A 20137-nucleotide genomic window follows, 5' to 3' on the forward strand; every position below is an offset into this window, starting at 1 on the left:
TTGCGTCCTTACATTGCCATTAAAGAATCAAAAGTTAACCAGTACGTTTATAACTCTGTAAACCCGGTTTAATTGATTTTTCATCTAAGAATTGTTTCAAACCTTCTTGGCGACCATTTTCAGTATCTCGGTGGATACATTGATCGAGTTTGGCATATAAGTAATCTTCGTTTTGGTCCCATGTCAGTTCACGGCAACGCTTAAAGCCATTTTTAGCAGTACGAAGAACCACAGGGTTTTTCTCGAGTAAGCAATTTGCAAGTTCAGTCACTTCTGCTTTTAATTGGGCAAGCGGTACACTTTTATTCACAAGACCCATCGTTTCAGCTTCTTTACCACTAAAGGTTTTACCTGTCATGATGTAATACAAAGATGCACGATGACCTACGGTATCTGCCATTGCTTTGCTTACAAGGTTGCCCGGTGGGATACCCCAGTTAATTTCAGATAAACCGAAAGTTGCTTCATCTGCTGCAATTGCTAGGTCACATGCCACTAAAGGTGAGAAACCGCCTCCGAAACACCAGCCGTTGACCATGGCAATGGTTGGCTTTGAATACATCCGAAGAAGTTGCCACTGCCAGCGACATGAGTCACGACGAATACGCTCTTGGAAAATCTCTGGTTGAGTATCGACTTCACGGAAATATTCCTTCAAATCCATACCCGCTGTCCAAGAGTCACCTGCACCAGTCAGAACCAAAACTTTAGCATTTCGATCAAGCTCAAGGGTTTCAAGCACATCAATCATTTCACGATTGAGTGTTGGGCTCATGGCATTTTTCTTTTCTGGGCGGTTTAGGGTGACCCATGCAATTCCTTCTTCAACTTTAACATCTACTGTTTCCCAGCGGTTTTCATAACTCATCTTCATACTCCTTGAATGATTTTTTGCTGTTCTGGGATTTAATCTAATATCAGTTAAACTTACATTCAAGTCTTTTTTATAAAATTTCATAAATATTTTTTAATTCATTGTATTATAAATATTAATTTTTTTTTAAATTAATTTAATATAAAAATATGTTGATTTTTTAGTAAGTTTAACTGATATTTTTGGTGTGTTTAAACAACAATACACAAAGGGCTAAATGGAACGACTAGTCAATAAAGGACAACACAATGGAAAAAATATCAGGACAGCCTTCAAGGGCAAAAATCACTTTGCTACTGTGCTTTGCCATAGCGATTTTTGAAGGCTTTGATCTTCAATCAATGGGGGTAGCCGCTCCACGAATGCGGGCTGAGTTTATGTTAGATAATGCCCAGATGGCGTGGGCATTTAGTGCTGCAATTTTGGGAACACTCCCAGGCGCAATATTAGGTGGTCGGTTTGCCGATATTATCGGGCGTAAGAAAATTCTGATTTTTAGTATCTTACTTTTTGGAATTATGTCTTTGCTAACCGCCTATGCGGCCAATTTTAGTCTGTTGCTACTCATTCGTTTTTGTACTGGTTTGGGAATGGGTGGAGCATTACCCATGATGATTACACTTGCCTCTGAAGCTGTACCTGACCAGCACAAAGGTACTGCGGTTAGTGTGATGTATAGTGGCATTCCTTTTGGTGGCTTACTCACTTCCGTCGTTGCTATGTCGTTGGCAGGTGATGCAGAGTGGCGTCATATTTTCTATATCGGGGGGATTGCGCCTATTTTACTCATTCCACTGATTATGCGCTTTTTACCTGAGTCAAATGATTACCTGCAACGTAAAGTTCAGGCGCAAAAAACCACACCATTCTTTGAGGTTTTATTTGCCAAAGAGCGTCGTATGTCAACCATTCAACTTTGGATAAGTTTTTTCTGTACGCTGGTGGTACTGTATTTCTTGTTGAACTGGTTGCCGTTACTCATGGGTGCGCAGGGATTATCAAAACTACAGGCGAACTATGTACAGATGGGCTATAACGTTGGCGGAATTTTAGGTTCGGTTCTGATGGGCGTATTGCTTGATAAATTACGCATGAGTTTTGTGATTAAGCTAATTTATCTCGGCATTTTATTCTCACTATGCTGTTTAGCAATTTCTCCAACCGTTGCTTTACTTGCACTTTCGGCAGTGGGTTGTGGCTTATTCATTGTGGGTGGACAATCGGCGTTGTATGGTCTGGCGGCCATGTATTATCCAACCGAAATGCGTGGAACCGGAGTTGGCGCTGCGGTTGCAATCGGGCGTATTGGTTCGTTTGCTGGACCTTTAATGGCTGGTTTTTTACTCTCGCTTGGGCAAAGCTCGACCATCGTGATTGGTTCAAGTATTCCAGTGATTTTAATTGCAGCGATCTCTGCATTACTTCTTGTCAAAAAACCTAAACAGCCTGTACATTTAGTACAAAGCTCAGGTGCTCGCTAAGTTTTAACGAAAGTATGGGGTTAGAACCTCATACTTTCACTACAGATTTTATTATGATGATTGAAAGGTTATGGTACGTTCGAATTTAGTTCAAAAAAAAGTAGAAGATGAGCCTAAGTTAAGTTACATGATTGCTCGTGTTGACCGAATTATTAGTAAACATTTAACAGAACATTTAAAAGAGCTTGAAATTACCTTACCGCAATTTACCGCACTTTCTGTTTTAGCTTCAAAAAGTAATTTATCCAATGCCAAGCTTGCTGAGCGTTCTTTCATAAAGCCTCAATCTGCCAATAAAATCTTGCAAGATTTACTGGTGAATGGCTGGATTGAGAAAAAACCGGACCCGACACATGGCCGCCGTATTTTAATTACCCTGACCGAAAGCGGGATTGAAAAATTAAACAAATGCAATGAAGTGGTTTTAAAAGTCGAAGAAAAAATGCTTGAAGGCATTGATATTAACTTGGCTTATTTAATTCGTAATAATCTCGATATTATGGTGAATAATCTTAAAAATTTTAAATAAGTGTGTTTGTTTAGGTTGAGTTAAATTGCTAAGTACTGATTCACACAGAAAATTGATTTCATTTTGCAAATGAACTTGCTAGCATCGAAGTGACGTTTTTGATGATGTGTGGCAACGAATGTCTTCAGGACAACAAGTTTTACTAAAACTAAGAAAAATGATTATTTCAGGGGAACTCGAAGGCGGTGCCAGAATTGCCGAAATCCCGACTGCCGAGTTACTTGGCGTTTCAAGGCAGCCTGTTCGTATAGCCTTTCGCTTGCTTGAGCAAGAAGGGCTCCTCATTAAAAACCCGACTCGTGGTTACACGGTTCGTGAAATTTCAGAACAACTCGTTCATGATGCGCTTGAAGTACGCGGTGTGCTTGAAGGATTGGCTGCAAAAACTTTGGCAGAACAAGGCTTAAGCGAAGAGCAGAAAAAGAAGCTACAACATTGCATTCAAGAAACTGAAAAATTATTTAATGAAACAGACGAGTTTAGCGATGCTGAACTGGAGCGTTATCACCATTTTAATGTCATCTTTCATGATACCATTATTGAAGGTGCGCAAAACGTTGCACTCATACAGGCTTTAGCGAAAAACAATCAATTGCCGATGGCTTCTGCCCAAGCCATTACCTATGACCAGAACCAAGCTTTATCGGAATATCGCCGTTTGCACTATGCACATTTGCAGCATTGTTCGATTTTCGATGCATTGGTAAATCGTCAGGCAGGGCGTGCTGAAACCTTAATGCGTGAACACAGCAGTGTGGTGATTTTAGGTGAAACACTACGAAATGTTTTAAGTGCTTAAGGTGAAATAAGTTCCTTTATTTTTGAATAAAGGAACTTAGGTATTAAAGTTCAATCACAAGATTTTTAGTTTTTGCACGAGAACAGCAGGGTGTAAATTGGTCGTTCAATGCATGTTCCTCATCGGTCATAAATAGATCTCGATGATCAGGCGTACCCTCTACAACGCGGGTAATACAGGTGCCGCAAATGCCTTGTTCACATGAAACAGGAATATCAAAACCATTCGCAATTAATGCTTCAGTAGCAGTCTGCTCTGGCAATACTTCAATTCGGCGGCCTGTACCTTTCACTTCAATTGTAAAAGCTTCATCATTAGACGTATCTACTTTTTGCGCGACAAAATGCTCTTGATGTAACTGTTCGCTATGCCAACCTGCTTGTTCGGCCGCGTTCATGACAAACTGCATAAATCCTGTAGGTCCACATACATATAAGTGTCTATGTGGTGAAGCTCGGCCCAAAACCTCTGCCATATTACATTCGGTATCTGGCTGATCTTGAATATGAAAATGGACTTGTTCACCAAAGTGCTCGGTTAAGTTGCCATAAAAGGCAATCATTTCATGACTACGAACAAAGTAGTGTAATTCAAAAGGAATATTGGCCGACTTAAGCCGATACGCCATCGACAAAATAGGGGTAATACCGATACCACCCGCAAATAAAACCGCTTGTTTGGTTTGAGGATGAATCTCAAATAAATTACGCGGCTCACCAATTTTTAAATGATCGCCTTCATAATATTCAGTGTGGATGCAACGTGAACCACCGCGTGAATTGGCATCATGTAAAACACCAATCACATAACGATGTTTTTCACTACAACAGTTTGAAAGTGAATATTGACGGGTGAGACCGTTTTTTAGATGTACATCAATGTGCGCACCTGCTTCAAAACTCGGCAGCTCCGTACCATTTGCTGCAACCAATTCAAACGCACGAATGGTTGGGGTGAGCTGATGAATTTTTTGAATAATAACGTCCATGTTCATGCTCCTTTAAATAATCCGAATGTTTGGAAACTTTTGTGCGGATGTTTCAGGAGGTGTTTTATTTTCTTCGGCAAGTAGTCGCTCAATCACTTTACGAGACTGTACACCGCCTGCGTCGATGTTGAGCATCAGTAACTTGCGATGTGGATTGTTTAAAATGTTTTGTTGCTGTTGCTCTAGCATTTCTAAATCTTCAGTAAAGATTTTGCCTTGGCCTTCACGAATTTGATCGGTGAGTTCAGCATTATCTGGCTGGAAGTTGCGTGCCATTCCCCAGAAATACCAATGTGAAGTTTCAGTCTCTGGCGTAATAAAATCGACCACAATTGAGGAAACTTTTTTGTCATTTGGTGCGTGATAACCCCCATGTCCAGCATGCGCTACACCTACTTCAATGTGGACATTACTTGGCGCAAAGAAGTGGCAACGTTGCCAACGGTCAACAGGTACATCATCAGCCAAATGATTGCCGCGAAGGGCCATTTGCCAAAATGGAGGTGCGATCACATTTTCCATATAGCGTTCGGTAATGACATGGTCGCCGTCAACTTTAGTGACTGGTAATGACTCATCAATTTCTTTTTGTCCGATGCTGCTTGAGTGAACATAGGTTTCGTGGGTTAAATCCATCAGGTTATCGACCATCAAGCGATAATCACACTGAATGTGAAATAGGCCTCCGCCATAGCTCCATTGAGGATGATCTGCCCATTCTAAAGTTGGCAGTTTTGCTTCATCTGCTAAAGCTTTCTCGCCTGGCCATATCCAAATAAAACCGAACTTTTCGACAACTGCATATGCTTTGTTGCAAGGGAAACCATTTATGCGTTGGGCTGGCATTGAAACGGTTTTTCCATCACAGCCCATGACTAAACCATGATAACCACATACGAGGTTTCCATCTTCGACATAACCTAGTGAAAGTGGAGCACCTCGATGCGGACAAAAATCTTCAACGGCTGCAACTTGATTTTCTTTGCCACGGTAAAAAACAATTTTTTCACCACAGATGGTGCGACCTAACGGTTTGTCTTGAATTTCTTCTGGGCGGCAGGCTACATACCAAGCATTTTTAATAAACATTGTGACGACTCCTTATCACTTATTGGATCCAATTTATAATAAATAAAAATAATGGTCAATTGATAAGCAGTATATTTTTTAAAAAATATTGGTCTTTAAAGTTGGTTATTATGTTTGTGTTTTAAAGTTCTTTGGGGCTTTTGTATTTCTTTTAAGTTTTATGGTCGAAATTTTTATTAGCTTTTGTTTGGATCCATAATGACTGTGGTCAAGCCATTATGGAGGATGATGATTTAAAAGCTAAAAGTGTATTGAGAGGCTGTTATAAATGCAAAAGATAGCTTATCTGCACTTCAAGATGTGGGGGATATTATTAGTGATGATCTGTTACATTCAGCACGAGCGCATGCCTGCCAGCATAACTTGTGCCCCATAAACCGATGACTTTCAATGAAACTCATCGCGCGCCGATAATCGGCGATCTGACGTCAAGCTTGCTTAGCAGATAGGAATGGATTTCCACGAAAAGCTTCCAGATGCCATTAGGTGGTAGGTGATGAATCTCTTACGTACTTTATGCCAAGTTAATTACCTGGTCGTTCAAGCGTGAAGAGCTGCTCTTCACCGATTTCGAAGTAGTCAGCGGGGCCGCCTCCTCGCAGGATCGGGTGAGCCTTCGCAGTTTGGTACACTCCGTCTTTGATTAGTTGTCGGTTAATATGGATTGCTACTGCTTCACCTAACACTAGCCAAGCTGGCAGTCTCATGCCGTCTTGTGCTTTAAGCTGTATGATCTGAGTGACTACACACTCGAACTGCACTGGGCTAGCAGCTACTCGTGATGGCCGAACCTTGTCAGAGGGCAATGCCTCCAGATTAGCCAACTCAAACTCATCGACTTGAATAGGCACCATAGCAGAGGAGGTGTTCATTGCTTCGGCGAGCTCTCGAGTCGCCAGATTCCATACAAACTCACCAGTTTCACGCACGTTGGCGAGTGAGTCCTTCTCACCAAGCGAACAAAAGCCAATGATAGGTGGCTTGTAGTTGAACAGGTTAAAGAAGCTATAGGGCGCAAGGTTGTGCACTCCGTTGTTAGAGACTGTACTGATCCAGCCGATTGGTCGCGGAGCGACGATAGCGTTAAGCGGATCGTGACGCAGAGAATGCCCTTGCGCCGGGTCATAAGAATGCCAGTCAGTCATAGTTTCCTCTTTTTAAACAGGTGTAAGGAACGCGGTTTCCATTGCCTTTAGCTCGGTGTGCGTTCGCAACACCAGAGCCGAAGGTTATTATATTCATATCCCGAACCTGTTCAGGGAATGGTTTTCAGATCGGAGCTACGTAAGTCCTACGCCAGATAAAAGAACAAGACATCCGTTTCAAGTCAATTTTGCTGCCCTGTTTTCAAGAACAGGGCAGATTTATCCTTAACTAAAGAAGTCTTGACCGAGTATTCCTTCAAGCTGCTCCTTGAGGCCCGATGAGAATTCACGAACAACGGGAAAAGGACTTTGAAAGAGTTTGATGTTGTTGATGAGGCCAGTCTCATTCCGAGTGAGGATGGTGATGCCGGTGATCGGCTTGCCACCGTGGATGGCATCCCATTCAAGGTATGTCTTAGCACCGTCAACCGTCTCTGCAGTGAACACGAAGTTTTCATACATTGTGCTCGTTGCTGTAAAGAATGCTCCAATAAGTGTTGAGCCAACCACGGCCTTGCTGAGGGCCGAAGTCTGAAGGGTCACATCAGCAGTGAATGAATTGGCGAAATCGTTCGTTCCTTTCTTCTTGACGATTTGCATCCATGCTGTTCCCAGCGAGTTGATGTCAGTAGTCATTAGAATCTCCTAAGTTGGTCAGTAGTCATTTCAATATTCCTCAGAACATGTCTGCGGTTTTTATTTTTCAAGATGCTCTATGAGAAATTCACCAGCTCTCTGCAATGCGTCATGCGCCTGAGGCAAAGATGCTGTTTGAATATGCCAAACATGTGGCATTTCCGCCCAAACCTCAAGGTGTGACTCGCCACCAGCTGCACGTACTTTGCGGTCAATTTCAAGCGCGTCATCGAGAAGTACTTCATCGCTTCCTACATGGATGAGCAATGGAGGAAAGCCGTGCATGTCTGCGAACATTGGCGAGATGATCGGATCCTTCAAATCATGGTTTCCTGCGTAAGCTTCGACCATTTCCCGCATCGCACCTATATTTACCATTGGGTCGCGATCGGCCAACTGCGTTAACGATGGTAGCGTCAGCGTTAAGTCTGCCCATGGGCTAATGAGTAGAACTGCTCGTGCGTCTTTATGACCCTTCGAGGAAGCATAGGCAAGAATATTGACAACCATGCCGCCGCCACTGGAATCTCCAGAAATAGCGAACGGCTTCCCAAGCGCACGTATAGCCTCGTAGCCACGGATCGACTCGTCATAGGATGCAGGGAATGGGTGTTCGGGGGCTTTTGAATGGTCCAGAACGATGACCTGAGACTTTGCTGCCCGAGAAAGCTCTCCGAGCATGCCCAGATGCGAGGCAGGAGAACCAGCCACCCAGCCTCCACCATGGAGATGGTAGATAATACGTTCTTTAGATGCGCCGGGAGCCGTAATTGCCACCGCAGCTACACCACCGAGCTCAATCGGCTCTGCTATTAGGTCCGCTGCTGGCGGGTTTGCTTCAGGGATTGACTCCATACTTAAACGGAGCGTCTCGATATTGCTAACGGGATGCTCAAGTTCGAAGGCGAACATCGCTTCGCGGAGTTTGCGGATGGAAGATGAATCGTAGGTCATAGTTCTGCTCACTTCAAATCAAGAAAAGTTGCTGGCACCCAGTCGTAGCCAGTACCAGTGTCGGCCTTGCGAATACGGCCTAGGCCAGGGAACGGCATGTGGGCTGCGGCAATCATCGTTTTATCCGCAGCGAGTTTCACAAGAAGGTCTTCACGTGTTTTGACAGCCGATGCGCTGTCTGAGTCAAAGACAATGCTGATTTCTGGATGAGGCATTTGGACTGCACCAACATGAGCTACATCGCCCCAGACCAGCAATGACTCACCTTTAGAAGAAATCATGTATCCTGTGTGACCAGGCGTGTGGCCAGGAATAGCATATGGTGTAATACCAGGGATGATTTGGTCCATGCTGGTATAAGGCTTCCATTTACCTGCTGCGATGTAAGGCGCAGCACCATCCTGTGCGATTTTGAAGAAAACTTTTGCATCTTCGGGAGCCTTAGCCATAATTTCCTTTGATAGCCAGAAGTCGGCATCGGCTTTGTTCATCATCACAGTGGCATTCGGAAAGACGCGTTTCCCATCCTTGTAGATACCACCAACATGATCACCGTGAAGATGAGTTAACAGCACTAGATCAACCTGCTCTGGTTTATAACCAGATGCCTTCAAGTTCTGCACGAGTTTGCCTAATGCAGCGGGACCCCAGTGTCCTCCAGCGCCAGTATCAATGAGAACTAGCTTAGAACCAGTATTTACGAGATAGCCTTGAACAGTGGCAGAAACATTCTTGGGGTCATTTTGGAAGGAGCGTGCTAGAAGGGACTGAATGAGCTTCGGGTCACCATGCAGGAGGTTTGAGTCAATACTAGCGCCACCGTCATACAAAGCAGTGAGTTCATAATCGCCAATCATAGTGCGATAGAAGCCTGGAACCTGTTTGTGTTGCATTGGTGCAGCGGCTTGAACGGGTGTTACAACAGCAACGGTACTAGTAAGTGTTAATGATACAGCTAGCACAGTACGTGAAGTAAGGTTCGATAATTTCATAGCATTTCCTAACTATTATGTAATGGGGCATTTATATATACGTCATGATCTTTAGCGGGACGCCAACTCATCCAGGCATATTGTTGTTGCCACCTTTCTAATTGCACGTATGGACATTTTTCTTTGAGCTAGCAAAAAATATAACCACTTGTGCTTTGCAAGTGGTTGAAGGTTACTTCTATAACTTGCATAATGCAAGTGGAAAAGTGAAATAAAGGGAAAACACCTGTGTTACAGACAAGACGATCGGGTTGTCCGATCAATCTGACACTTGAACAAATCGGTGACCGCTGGAGCTTAATCGTTATCCGCGATGTCATGTTTGAAAATAGGCGAAGCTATGGAACACTGCTGGAGCAAAACAAAGAGGGCATCGCCTCGAACATCCTTGCAAGCCGTTTGAAGCATTTAACAGCCTCTAATCTTCTGACACGCTGTCCAGATCCGAATCATCAGCAAAAATTTATCTATAGCTTAACCGAAGAGGCCATACAGTTAGTTCCTCTGTTAGCACATATGGCCGCCTGGGGGCTTCGACATACAAATCCGAGCAAAGAAGCGTCTTTGCGTGCTGAGATTTTAGAAAAGGGTGGTCCGTCACTTTGGAATGCCTTTATGGATGAACTACGTTATCTTCATCTCGGTATACCACGTCCGGAGTGTTCAACATCTGATGAGTCTTGGGCTGATAATCAGAAGGCAATAGCTATTCTGCTTAGGACCTAATCGTTTATACGTGCGAATGCTGATTTGCAGGATATAGTGAGAGTTATGAATCTTGGTGAATAGATGGAACTCTCAACTATTAGCCTAATTTGAACCTGAATTACACAACGAATCAAAAATACTTGGTTAATCTTGATTTTTACACGGTAGTCGGGCTCTGTTGTGACTTCGTGGATCATGCATGTTTGAACACTGTTAAGGACCATTAATTAGGCCTTTAAGCAATAGGCATATTGAATACTGGGGTGGAGGTGTAGCTGTACATCATTAAGCTTGGTTGACCAGTCACCATGATAGATCAAGCCTTAGATTAGGCAATGAGTGTCAGGACTAGTATTGTTTTTATGATGTCTTTCAAAGTTGAATATTTTTAGTGTGAGCGTATTTTGAAAATTAGGATCTACTGTACTGTTGGTTAAAAAGAAGGCAGGGGCTGTCCTTGAGAATAAAATCCTATAAATAAAAATATATTTCATTTTTAAATCTGTTTTACTGTCCTAAATCCGACATGGCTGGTTGCAAGGTCGAGTTCCTGTGGATGCCTAGCGGCAGCACGATAACGCGCGCAATAATTGGTTGAGCATAAATAAGACCCACCTTTAATCGTGTATTGCAAAATCTGTTCATGACTTTGCTGATATTTTGACGGATCTCTTATATGGTGGTCTCTTGGTTCTGTGTAGGATGTTTGTGTCCATTCCCATACATTACCATTGTAATTCTTCAACTGGCTGGATACTGGGGTTGTACAAACATAGCCGTACCGCCTTGCTTCTCTGCATCGGCAAAAAAAGTCCCAATGTAAGCTGGCTTACTCTTTTGAGTTTCATAGCAACAATCCTTTGAAGTTTCATAAATGCATCTTGCATTTCCTGGAAATAAACTGAGCTTTTTGGGCTAAAAAATGCTCTGGAATCGATCATAATAGATTTTTTAATATGGATCCATAAAGATATTTAAGCTTTCTAATTTTATGTTTTTAATAATTTTATACTTATATAATTTATGCATTTATATAATTTTTAATAATTCATTTATAATTTTAGTTGATTTTTTGGATCCAAATATTCAGTATAGAAAAAGAGCAGGATGCTCAAAAAACAAATATTCCTCTAGGTCATTATGGATACGGATGTGCATAACCACCCAATCGCTCATATTAGCAATGTCGTGTGTATGTCTTATCCAAGGGAGATACACAAATGGAAAGAGACGTTCTAAGTGAGATCAATCAAAACAACATGAGCCGCTACCAATGGTTCGTCATTTTGATCTGTATTTGTCTTAATATTATTGATGGCTTTGACGTGATGGTAATGGCTTTTACCGCTCCATCCGTGTCTGCGGAATGGTCACTTTCAGGGGCACAAATTGGTTTATTACTCAGTTCAGGCCTTTTTGGAATGGCTACCGGTTCAATTTTTCTCGCACCTTTAGCCGATAAAATCGGCCGTCGTTTACTCATCTTAGTCTGTCTTGTGATTGCAGGTCTTAGCATGTTGGGCTGTGCTTTTGTACAAAGCCACGGCATGTTAGCAGCACTTCGGTTTATTACCGGAATTGGGGTAGGTGGGATTCTTGCCAGCAGTAATGTGTTGGCGAGTGAATATGCAAATGCTCGTTGGCGTAGTCTCGCAGTGAGCTTAATGTCTACAGGTTATGGAATTGGCGCGACACTTGGTGGAGTGCTGTCACTGGCTTTGATTGAACATTTAGGTTGGCGCTCAATCTTTTTAGCAGGTGGCGTTACTACCATTGCAATGCTACTCATTAGCGCATGGTTATTACCAGAATCTTTAGATTACTTACTTGCGAAACGACCAAAACAAGCACTAGAACGAATTAATGCAACCGTAAATCGTATGGGGCTTAACCAACTGCCAGTTATGCCGCATTATGAAAAAATCAGCACGCAAAATGGTAGTGAACTGGGCAAATTATTTGCTGGACAACTTGGATTTCAAACACTTTGTTTGTGGTTTGCATTCTTTTTAGTGATGTTTGGCTTTTACTTCGTGATGAGCTGGACGCCAAAAATTCTTATTTCAATGGGGATGTCGCCACAACAAGGTGTAAGTACCGGTATTTTGATTAGTATTGGCGGTATTTTCGGGGCAGCCATTATTGGTTTATTGGCATCACGTATGAAAATCTTTTATGCCTTAAGTTTGTTTTTAGGACTAACCTCGGCATGTGTTTTCCTATTTGTCGCAGTCTCATCTCAAGTCAGCATTGCACTCATGGTGGGGTTATTGCTTGGCACACTTATTAATGGCTGTGTGGCAGGTTTATATTCGATTTCTCCAACAATTTATGATGCTGAAATCCGTAGTCGTGGCGTGGGCTATGCCATTGGTTTTGGACGAATTGGGGCAATTTTATCGCCAACGGTCGCAGGCATTTTTCTGGATAAAGGTATAGCACCCGCAACACTGTATGCCTATTACGGTGTGGTCTTTATTTTGGCTATTTTCCTGATTTTAAGTTTAGGTAATGCTTTTTACCGCAGTCAAAAAGAGCAAAACTACTCTCTTAAAACAGCACCTTAATCCATTAAAAATTAAATAGTTGAGATAAAAAATGAAAAAGACACCATTGTGGGTGGGGGTATGCTTGTGCCCATTATTTAGTCAAGTTGTGCATGCCGAGTTTATTGCAGATAGTAAAGCTGAGCTGACACTACGTAATTTTTACTTTGACCGAGACTATAAAAAAGATCCATATCCTTATACCGCGGCCAGAGATTGGGCGCAGGGTTTAATTTTTAAAGGACAGTCTGGTTATACCGAAGGGACAGTTGGGTTCGGTGTAGATGTGCTGGCAATGGCGGGTTTTAACCTGATGGGAAGCCGTGCTGATGACTATGCGCGTAGTGGCTTATTACCAGTGAATACCGATAACTCGCGTGATGATTATTATGGAAAAATAGGTATTACAGGGAAGGCTAAATTTAGAAAAAATGAGCTTTTTGTGGGGGATTTAGTTCCACAATTACCGACTATATTTTCATCGCCAGCTCGTTTGTTCCCTCAGACTTATCGCGGTATCCGTTTTGTTTCAAATGAAATTCCAAATCTTCAACTCGAAGGATTTTATGTCGATGAAGTGCGTCAACGTGATTCGATTCGTTATACCGATGTTGGAACGGACAATATTAACCATCGTTTCGACAAGGCGGCAACAACCGATTCTTTTTATACATTGGGAGGAAGTTATCAGTTAAAGGACTATCGTCTACGTGCTTATCATGCCGAACTCAATGACATTTACCAGCAACAATTTTTGGGATTTAACGGCAAACAGCCTTTAAATGACCAGCTTAACTTTTTAAGTGATGTGCGTTTTTTTAATAGTGAAGAAACTGGAAGTAAAAAAATAGGAGAAGTTGATAACCGACATATTAATGGCTTATTTGGTTTGAATTATCAAAATCATACTGTTTCTTTGGGCTATATGCAGTCGTTTGGTTCGACTGGTTTACCATTTTTGTCGGGAACTGAAAGTCCAGTCGTGCTTGATTTTATGAGTTCGGACTATTCAAATAAAGACGAAAAAGTCTATTCGATTCGTTATGAATATGACTTTAAAAATGCACGGGTAGGTGATGTTTCATTAAACGGACTACGTTTTATGACTCGCTATGCAAAAGGTGAAGACATTGATTTACTGCAATATGGCGATCAGCGTTTTAAAGAAGAGTCGATGGAATTTGATTTAGGCTATAAAATTCCTGAAGGTAAGTTAAAAGGCTTAGGTGTGCGAGCTCGTTTTTCTCACTACCGTAATGATATGCCTACCAATATGACATTCCATTCGGCAAATGAAACGCGTTTGAATGTTGACTATACCTTTAAATTTTAACGTTCAATATTTAACTAAATTAAAGACGAGTTAAAACATTGTGAGCAGCAATGTTTTAACTTTAGTTATCAACTGCACAAAATCCCTCTATAATACCGCCAATCTTATTAAAGCCAATTGAGTCGTTCATTAAACACATGGCTTTAATCTCTCATTTTTTTAAGTCAATTTCTTCGCTGTGATTCGGCTTATTTTTCAATATTTAGAATTTTATGTGTCTGTGCTGACACATAAAAATATTTAGGTGCCAGCATGGAAATCAAGGTTAATTATCTCGACAATCTTCGACAGGAAGCTAAGTTCGATGACTTTACGGTAATTGCCGATCAACCAATTCGCTACAAGGGTGACGGTTCGGCACCGGGCCCATTTGACTACTTTTTAGCATCGTCAGCATTGTGCGCAGCGTACTTTGTAAAAGTGTATTGTGCCGCTCGAGATATCCCAACTGATAATATTCGTTTATCGCAAAATAATATTGTTGATCCTGAAAACCGCTATAAGCAAACCTTTAAAATTCAAATTGAATTACCAGCTGATATTTCAGAGAAAGATCGTCAAGGTATTTTACGTTCGATTGACCGTTGTACTGTTAAAAAAGTGATTCAAACGGGTCCTGAATTTATTATTGAAGAAGTTGAAAGTATCGATGCAGATGCACAAGCATTGTTATTGCCAAGCCTAACTTCAGAAAGCCATACCTATATTCAAGGTAAAGACCTGCCATTAGAAGAAACCATTGCCAATATGTCAGCTATTTTGGCAAATTTGGGTATGAAGATTGAAATCGCGTCTTGGCGTAATATTGTCCCGAATGTATGGTCATTACATATTCGTGATGCACAGTCTCCGATGTGTTTTACCAATGGTAAAGGTGCAACTAAAGAAAGTGCTTTGGCGTCTGCATTAGGCGAGTTTATTGAGCGTTTAAACTGTAACTTCTTCTATAACGACCAGTTCTGGGGTGAAGATATTGCCAATGCTGAATTTGTGCATTATCCAGATGAAAAATGGTTTAAACCGGGTCCAAATGGTGAATTACCTAAAGAAATCTTAGATGAATATTGTCTTGAGATTTACAACCCAGATGATGAGTTATTGGGCACACATTTATATGACACCAACTCAGGCAACGTAGAGCGCGGTATTTGCTCGCTACCTTTTGTGCGCCAGTCTGACGGTGAAGTTGTCTATTTCCCATCAAATTTAATTGAAAACTTGTACTTAAGTAATGGTATGAGTGCGGGCAACACTTTGGCAGAAGCACAAGTTCAATGCTTGTCAGAAATTTTTGAACGTGCTGTTAAACGTGAAATTTTAGAAGGTGAAATTGCACTTCCAGATGTTCCTGAAGACGTATTAGCAAAATACCCAAGTATTGTTGCTGGTATTAAAGGTCTAGAAGAGCAAGGTTTCCCTGTATTAGTTAAAGATGCATCGTTAGGTGGCCAGTTCCCTGTAATGTGTGTGACTTTAATGAACCCGCGTACGGGTGGGGTGTTTGCATCTTTTGGTGCGCATCCAAGTTTTGAAGTTGCGTTAGAACGCAGTCTGACTGAGTTACTTCAAGGCCGTAGTTTCGAAGGCTTAAATGATCTCCCTCAACCGACTTTCCAAAGTAATGCGGTCACTGAGCCGAACAACTTTGTTGAGCACTTTATTGACTCGAGCGGTTTGGTTTCTTGGCGCTTCTTTAGTTCTAAATCTGACTATGACTTTGTTGAATGGGATTTTTCTGGAGAAGACGAAGAGTCGAATGCAGAAGAAGCTGCAACATTGTTCGGTATTCTCGAAGAGATGGGCAAAGAAGTATATATGGCAGTATACGAGCACTTAGGTGCGACAGCTTGCCGTATTTTAGTACCGGATTATTCAGAAATTTATCTCGTTGAAGATTTGATTTGGGATAATACCAATAAAGCACTTTCATTCCGTGAAGATATTCTAAATCTGCATCGTTTGGATGATGAACAACTCGAAGCATTGGTTGAACGCTTAGAAGAATGTGAGTTAGATGATTACACAGAAATCACCACACTCATTGGCATCGAATTTGATGACAATACAGTTTGGGGACAGCTAACAATCTTAGAGCTGAAATTGCTGATTTATGTAGCTTTACAACAGTTTGAAGAAGCAAAAGAGCTTGTAGAAACTTACTTGCAATATAACACCAACACTGTTGAGCGTGGCTTGTTTTATCAGTGCATGAACGTGGTGCTTGAAGTGATGTTAGATGAAGAATTAGAGCTTGAAGACTACCTTACGAATTTCCGTCGTATGTTTGGTGATACACGAATGGATGCAGTATTAGGTTCTGTCGATGGTAGCGTTCGTTTCTATGGTTTAACACCAACAAGTATGAAACTAGAAGGACTTGATCGCCATTTACGTCTGATCGAGAGCTATAAAAAATTGCATGCAGCTCGTGCTAAAGCCGTGGCGATGTAATTTAACAAGCGAAAGAAAAAAAGCCTATTTTTAAATAGGCTTTTTTTATAAAACAACTCGCAGTTTAAGCAGAAGCTTCGGTGATTTCTATGGTTTCTGCATCTGCTCTATAACCTTGTTGCTCATCCAAAGTATGTTTAGCCGGAATATAAGACATTGCGCGTTCTGCAAGAGCTGTAATGGTGAGACTTGGGTTAACCCCTAAATTTGCACCTAACATTGAACCATCTACAACGTATAAGTTTTTATAGTTAAAGACACGGTTTTGTCCATCTACCACACCGCGCTCTGGGCTTGAAGCAATTGCGCAACCACCCATACAGTGGGCTGTAAAAGGTACATTAAACAAAATTTCGGTAATAGTCGTCATTGGATGACCATTAAACATTTTGGCAACTTTTTCGGTAAAAGCATTTGCCTGCGGAATATACACAGGTAGCTTTTTACCTTCGCTCGATAATACTTTGCCAAAAGGCCAGAACCAATTACGTTTCAAGCGCATGTTGATGGAGGCATCAGCTGTTTGCATCACCAAGAAAATTAAGGTTTGACGCGCGAAACTGACAGGGTTACTCATGCGAAGGAAAATAAATGGATGGCAAATAAGTGCCCATAACCAAAAAAAGATACGCGTCCAACCCGGTTTACCTTTAGCCATGTAAGTACACATGAGACCCATTGCATCGGAACCGTTTTGGTAGCGAGTTGCTTCAATATGAGTGTCATGGTCAATGTAAATACTTGAACCAATGGCAACACCTTTACTCATGTCGACATCTTTACCAAAAAAGCGAACACCTAAAATCGACTCGGCATTAGTACGAACCCGATTACCCAAATCATCAGAAATATTTGGCAGAGAACCGGACTGTTTTAAGCGGAACAACATCTCTTGCGTGCCCAACGACGATGCCGAAAAAATTACGTTACGAACATGCCATGTACGACGCTGTTTGTTAAACCATGAGCTTGAGCATTCGGTAGTGACTTCATAGCCATCGCTGCCATCGGCTTTACCATTGAGTGGTTTAACGTCAACAACTTTGGTTTCTTCATAAACCTTGGCACCATTTTTTTCAGCAAAGTACAAATAGTTTTTATCTAAGGTGTTTTTTGCGTTGTGTTTGCAACCTGTCATACAGCCGCCACATGCGGTACAGGTTCCGCGGTCTGGTCCTTCACCGTTAAAATACGGGTCAGGGTAGGTCTTGCCACCTTCTTCACCTTCGGGTGGAAAAAACGTTGCAACACGAGTCGGTTTAAACGTATGCCCAACACCAACTGCATCGCCCATTTTTTTAAGCATATGGTCGGCAGGACCGAAAATTTTATTATCCGTCACCCCAAGCATACGTTCGGCTTCAGCATAGTGCTGTGGCATTTCATTTTTCCAGTCCGCCGCATCGGCCCATGTGCCTTCATCCCAAATATGTTCAGGTGGAACCAGTAGGGTGTTTGCATAGGTAATTGAGCCACCACCTACCGCGTTCCCGCAAATAATGGTGACATGGCGAAAAAAACGCATGTTGAAATAACCGAAAAGTTTCATGCCTGGGCGCCAAATCCAGCGTTTTGTATTCCAGTTATTTTTTGCAAAATCTTTAGCTTCCCAGCGTCGCCCCATTTCCATTACCGCAACTGAATAGCCTTTTTCGGTTAGACGGCAAGCAGAAACACTACCACCAAAGCCTGAACCAATAATGAGGTAATCATAGTCATAATTGTTTGTTGTCATGCCGAGGACTCCTCTCTGGCGATATTTTTATATTGACTGTGTATGTTTATCAATGAATTGCCCAATGCGCTCAATCGAGTCATTAGATTCGTTTAGTATACCCGCGTGGAATTGAAAAACATGTCCGACTCGGTCATAAACCCTTAAGTTCGTCGGAATACCATACTTTTCGGTTTCTTCAGCGAGACGTTTTGCATCGTCCAATAAAACTTCTTCGGTACCGACATGAATTAGGATAGGCGGTAAACCAGTTAAGTCAGCATAGAGTGGAGAACAGGTTGGATCGGTTAGCAATTTTTGGCCGCAGTAGTTATTTGCACACCAAGCTAACCAGTCCTCTGACAGCATTGCATCTTGAATAGCATGCGTTTTCATCGTGCTTCCAGAAAGGCTTAAGTCTACCCAAGGTGAAAGTAAAACTAATGCCGCTGGTAATGGTAAACCTGCATCCCGTAAAGCAATTGCCGTGCTTAAGCTTAATCCACCGCCCGCAGAATCCCCAGCAACCACAAGTTTTTTCGGGTCTTGTCCTTGAGCAAGTAAAGCTTTATAGACTGCAATGCTATCTTCAATAGCAGCAGGGCTTGGATGTTTTGGTGCTAAACGATATTCAGCTAACCAGACTTGTGCCTGAGCTGCATGTCCAATTTGAGCAGCAAGCTTAGTGTGACTTTTAGAGCTGCCAACCACATAGCCACCACCATGTAAATACAAGATACCGAGCCCTGATTTAGTCGTTTTAGGCTGAATATGGACTGTCGGTACTTGAGCAATGGTTTGCTTTTTTGTTTGATATCCACGTGGCCCAAGCACAATTGCACTGGCTGCATCGCTACAAAAACGCTGAAGCTTTAGTGGTGTTTTAGGGGATAAAGCTGGACGTAGCGTGGTACGGATGGTCCATGCAAGAAGCTGCTTCATAATAAGGACTCATACTAAGCCTAATGACAGTCAGCATGCTCCTAAAATTAGGAGCATGCTGACCACTATTTTTATTTTGCTGATTTGTTGAGTAGGCGAGTTTGCAAGGCAGTCGCAGTTGCAAAAATCTTTTGGTAACCCTGCGGAAGAATACGTTGAATCACATCAACGGCTTTTGCATCGGCTCCAATAAGTAAACGGCGACGGTCTTTACGAACAGCCTCTAAAATTTGTTGAGCTGCATCATCAGCAGGGGTACGAAGTAATTTATCGAAAGCGTCCTGACTTTTTAGAGGGTCCATTCCTAAAGACTGGACACTATTATTCATGCGGGCAGCTTTGGCAATATTGGTACGAATTCCACCCGGATGCACACAAGTCGCGCTCACACCAGCATTTTGCATATCAAGTTCTTGACGTAGAGACTCGGTAAAGCCACGTACGGCAAATTTACTGGCGTTATAAGCACTTTGTGTTGGTTGAGCTGTTAAGCCAAACATACTAGAAATATTAATAATATGCCCATCACCACTTTGCTTTAAGTAAGGCAAAAACTCTTTGGTGCCATAAACCACGCCCCAAAAATTAATACCAATCAGCCATTCAAGATCTTCATAGCTCACACCTTCAGCCGTACTCCCTATTGCGACACCAGCATTATTAAAAATCAGGTTAACTTGGCCATGCTCATCTACCACTGCCTTTGCCCAAGTTGCAACCTCATCACGTTTAGCCACATCAACTTTTTGAGTGGTGACTTTGACAGAATAGGGTGCTAACAGCTCGACTGTTTTGGCTAACCCGGCTTCACTAATATCAGAAAGTGCCAGATGGCAACCTTGTTTTGCGAGTGCTATAGCAAGTGCTTGTCCAATACCAGAACCAGCACCTGTCACAGCTGCGACTTTATTTTTAAAAGACTTCATAAAATTCTCCGTTTATTTTTCTCATTTCCT

General features: G+C 42.0%; 17 protein-coding genes and 2 pseudogenes. 7 read left to right on the forward strand and 12 right to left on the reverse strand.

Annotation, left to right across the window (positions count from 1 at the left end):
* Positions 1-34 precede the first annotated feature (34 nt).
* The gene (locus HUN22_RS02040) at positions 35-874 is read right to left on the reverse strand and encodes a p-hydroxycinnamoyl CoA hydratase/lyase (RefSeq protein ID WP_174726306.1); all 840 of its coding nucleotides are present in this window, start codon (positions 872-874) and stop codon (positions 35-37) included.
* Positions 875-1122: 248 nt separating this feature from the next.
* On the opposite strand from HUN22_RS02040, the gene mhpT reads away from it, so the two are divergent.
* From mhpT to HUN22_RS02055, 3 genes are all read left to right on the forward strand, one after another.
* Positions 1123-2355: a 3-(3-hydroxy-phenyl)propionate transporter MhpT gene (gene mhpT, locus HUN22_RS02045; protein ID WP_174726307.1), complete on the forward strand. Its 1233-nt coding sequence runs from the start codon at positions 1123-1125 to the stop codon at positions 2353-2355.
* Positions 2356-2425: 70 nt separating this feature from the next.
* Positions 2426-2884, forward strand: coding sequence for a MarR family winged helix-turn-helix transcriptional regulator (locus HUN22_RS02050; protein WP_000252463.1), 459 nt, complete (start codon positions 2426-2428; stop codon positions 2882-2884).
* A gap of 106 nt (positions 2885-2990) precedes the next feature.
* Positions 2991-3683 (forward strand): GntR family transcriptional regulator, encoded by a 693-nt coding sequence (locus HUN22_RS02055; RefSeq protein ID WP_174726308.1) that lies wholly within the window; start codon positions 2991-2993, stop codon positions 3681-3683.
* 43 nt (positions 3684-3726) lie between these two features.
* On the opposite strand, the gene HUN22_RS02060 is transcribed toward HUN22_RS02055, so the two are convergent.
* The 6 genes from HUN22_RS02060 to HUN22_RS02085 form a co-directional block, all read right to left on the reverse strand.
* On the reverse strand, positions 3727-4671 hold the full coding sequence (locus tag HUN22_RS02060; protein ID WP_174726309.1) for a PDR/VanB family oxidoreductase: 945 nt from the start codon (positions 4669-4671) through the stop codon (positions 3727-3729).
* 12 nt (positions 4672-4683) lie between these two features.
* On the reverse strand, positions 4684-5760 hold the full coding sequence (locus HUN22_RS02065) for an aromatic ring-hydroxylating dioxygenase subunit alpha (protein ID WP_174726310.1): 1077 nt from the start codon (positions 5758-5760) through the stop codon (positions 4684-4686).
* A 524-nt stretch (positions 5761-6284) separates the two neighbouring features.
* On the reverse strand, positions 6285-6905 hold the full coding sequence (locus tag HUN22_RS02070; RefSeq protein ID WP_174726311.1) for a flavin reductase family protein: 621 nt from the start codon (positions 6903-6905) through the stop codon (positions 6285-6287).
* Positions 6906-7130: 225 nt separating this feature from the next.
* Positions 7131-7541 carry a hypothetical protein gene (locus HUN22_RS02075; protein ID WP_174726312.1) on the reverse strand — a complete coding sequence of 137 codons (411 nt, stop codon included), beginning with the start codon at positions 7539-7541 and terminating at the stop codon, positions 7131-7133.
* Positions 7542-7601: 60 nt separating this feature from the next.
* The gene (locus tag HUN22_RS02080; protein ID WP_174726313.1) at positions 7602-8495 is read right to left on the reverse strand and encodes an alpha/beta hydrolase; all 894 of its coding nucleotides are present in this window, start codon (positions 8493-8495) and stop codon (positions 7602-7604) included.
* A gap of 8 nt (positions 8496-8503) precedes the next feature.
* Positions 8504-9487: an MBL fold metallo-hydrolase gene (locus tag HUN22_RS02085; RefSeq protein ID WP_174726314.1), complete on the reverse strand. Its 984-nt coding sequence runs from the start codon at positions 9485-9487 to the stop codon at positions 8504-8506.
* Between the two features lie 228 nt (positions 9488-9715).
* Between HUN22_RS02085 and HUN22_RS02090 the strand changes: the two genes are divergently transcribed.
* A complete protein-coding gene (locus HUN22_RS02090; RefSeq protein WP_174726315.1) occupies positions 9716-10213 on the forward strand; it encodes a winged helix-turn-helix transcriptional regulator in 498 nt (165 codons plus the stop codon).
* A gap of 212 nt (positions 10214-10425) precedes the next feature.
* Here the strand turns inward: HUN22_RS02090 and HUN22_RS18075 are convergent.
* A pseudogene (locus HUN22_RS18075) lies at positions 10426-10689 on the reverse strand (OprD family outer membrane porin); the annotation flags it as partial.
* 2 nt (positions 10690-10691) lie between these two features.
* A pseudogene (locus HUN22_RS02095) lies at positions 10692-10925 on the reverse strand (SUMF1/EgtB/PvdO family nonheme iron enzyme); the annotation flags it as partial.
* A 490-nt stretch (positions 10926-11415) separates the two neighbouring features.
* Here HUN22_RS02095 and HUN22_RS02100 point away from each other — a divergent pair.
* From HUN22_RS02100 to HUN22_RS02110, 3 genes are all read left to right on the forward strand, one after another.
* The gene (locus HUN22_RS02100; protein ID WP_174726316.1) at positions 11416-12762 is read left to right on the forward strand and encodes an MFS transporter; all 1347 of its coding nucleotides are present in this window, start codon (positions 11416-11418) and stop codon (positions 12760-12762) included.
* Between the two features lie 31 nt (positions 12763-12793).
* Positions 12794-14074, forward strand: coding sequence for an OprD family outer membrane porin (locus HUN22_RS02105; protein WP_217488039.1), 1281 nt, complete (start codon positions 12794-12796; stop codon positions 14072-14074).
* A gap of 252 nt (positions 14075-14326) precedes the next feature.
* On the forward strand, positions 14327-16525 hold the full coding sequence (locus HUN22_RS02110; RefSeq protein ID WP_174726317.1) for an OsmC domain/YcaO domain-containing protein: 2199 nt from the start codon (positions 14327-14329) through the stop codon (positions 16523-16525).
* Positions 16526-16589: 64 nt separating this feature from the next.
* On the opposite strand, the gene HUN22_RS02115 is transcribed toward HUN22_RS02110, so the two are convergent.
* The 3 genes from HUN22_RS02115 to HUN22_RS02125 all read right to left on the reverse strand — a co-directional run bounded on the left by HUN22_RS02115 (position 16590) and on the right by HUN22_RS02125 (position 20107).
* Positions 16590-18260, reverse strand: a complete 1671-nt coding sequence (locus HUN22_RS02115) for a GMC family oxidoreductase (protein ID WP_174726318.1) — start codon at positions 18258-18260, stop codon at positions 16590-16592.
* A gap of 27 nt (positions 18261-18287) precedes the next feature.
* Entirely contained in the window at positions 18288-19181 is an 894-nt protein-coding gene (locus tag HUN22_RS02120) for an alpha/beta hydrolase (protein WP_174726319.1), read from the reverse strand.
* Between the two features lie 71 nt (positions 19182-19252).
* A complete protein-coding gene (locus HUN22_RS02125; protein WP_004702834.1) occupies positions 19253-20107 on the reverse strand; it encodes an SDR family NAD(P)-dependent oxidoreductase in 855 nt (284 codons plus the stop codon).
* Positions 20108-20137: the final 30 nt, after the last annotated feature.

The sequence above is a fragment of the Acinetobacter lactucae genome, from assembly GCF_013344765.1.
GTDB lineage: Bacteria > Pseudomonadota > Gammaproteobacteria > Pseudomonadales > Moraxellaceae > Acinetobacter > Acinetobacter lactucae_A.

Bases quoted from the DNA above. Each gene is read 5' to 3' on its own strand.
- HUN22_RS02040 (WP_174726306.1), bottom strand. From the start codon at position 874: ATGAAGATGAGTTATGAAAACCGCTGGGAAACAGTAGATGTTAAAGTT.
- mhpT (WP_174726307.1), top strand. From the start codon at position 1,123: ATGGAAAAAATATCAGGACAGCCTTCAAGGGCAAAAATCACTTTGCTA.
- HUN22_RS02050 (WP_000252463.1), top strand. From the start codon at position 2,426: ATGGTACGTTCGAATTTAGTTCAAAAAAAAGTAGAAGATGAGCCTAAG.
- HUN22_RS02060 (WP_174726309.1), bottom strand. From the start codon at position 4,671: ATGGACGTTATTATTCAAAAAATTCATCAGCTCACCCCAACCATTCGT.
- HUN22_RS02065 (WP_174726310.1), bottom strand. From the start codon at position 5,760: ATGTTTATTAAAAATGCTTGGTATGTAGCCTGCCGCCCAGAAGAAATT.
- HUN22_RS02070 (WP_174726311.1), bottom strand. From the start codon at position 6,905: ATGACTGACTGGCATTCTTATGACCCGGCGCAAGGGCATTCTCTGCGT.
- HUN22_RS02075 (WP_174726312.1), bottom strand. From the start codon at position 7,541: ATGACTACTGACATCAACTCGCTGGGAACAGCATGGATGCAAATCGTC.
- HUN22_RS02080 (WP_174726313.1), bottom strand. From the start codon at position 8,495: ATGACCTACGATTCATCTTCCATCCGCAAACTCCGCGAAGCGATGTTC.
- HUN22_RS02085 (WP_174726314.1), bottom strand. From the start codon at position 9,487: ATGAAATTATCGAACCTTACTTCACGTACTGTGCTAGCTGTATCATTA.
- HUN22_RS02100 (WP_174726316.1), top strand. From the start codon at position 11,416: ATGGAAAGAGACGTTCTAAGTGAGATCAATCAAAACAACATGAGCCGC.
- HUN22_RS02105 (WP_217488039.1), top strand. From the start codon at position 12,794: ATGAAAAAGACACCATTGTGGGTGGGGGTATGCTTGTGCCCATTATTT.
- HUN22_RS02110 (WP_174726317.1), top strand. From the start codon at position 14,327: ATGGAAATCAAGGTTAATTATCTCGACAATCTTCGACAGGAAGCTAAG.
- HUN22_RS02115 (WP_174726318.1), bottom strand. From the start codon at position 18,260: ATGACAACAAACAATTATGACTATGATTACCTCATTATTGGTTCAGGC.
- HUN22_RS02120 (WP_174726319.1), bottom strand. From the start codon at position 19,181: ATGAAGCAGCTTCTTGCATGGACCATCCGTACCACGCTACGTCCAGCT.
- HUN22_RS02125 (WP_004702834.1), bottom strand. From the start codon at position 20,107: ATGAAGTCTTTTAAAAATAAAGTCGCAGCTGTGACAGGTGCTGGTTCT.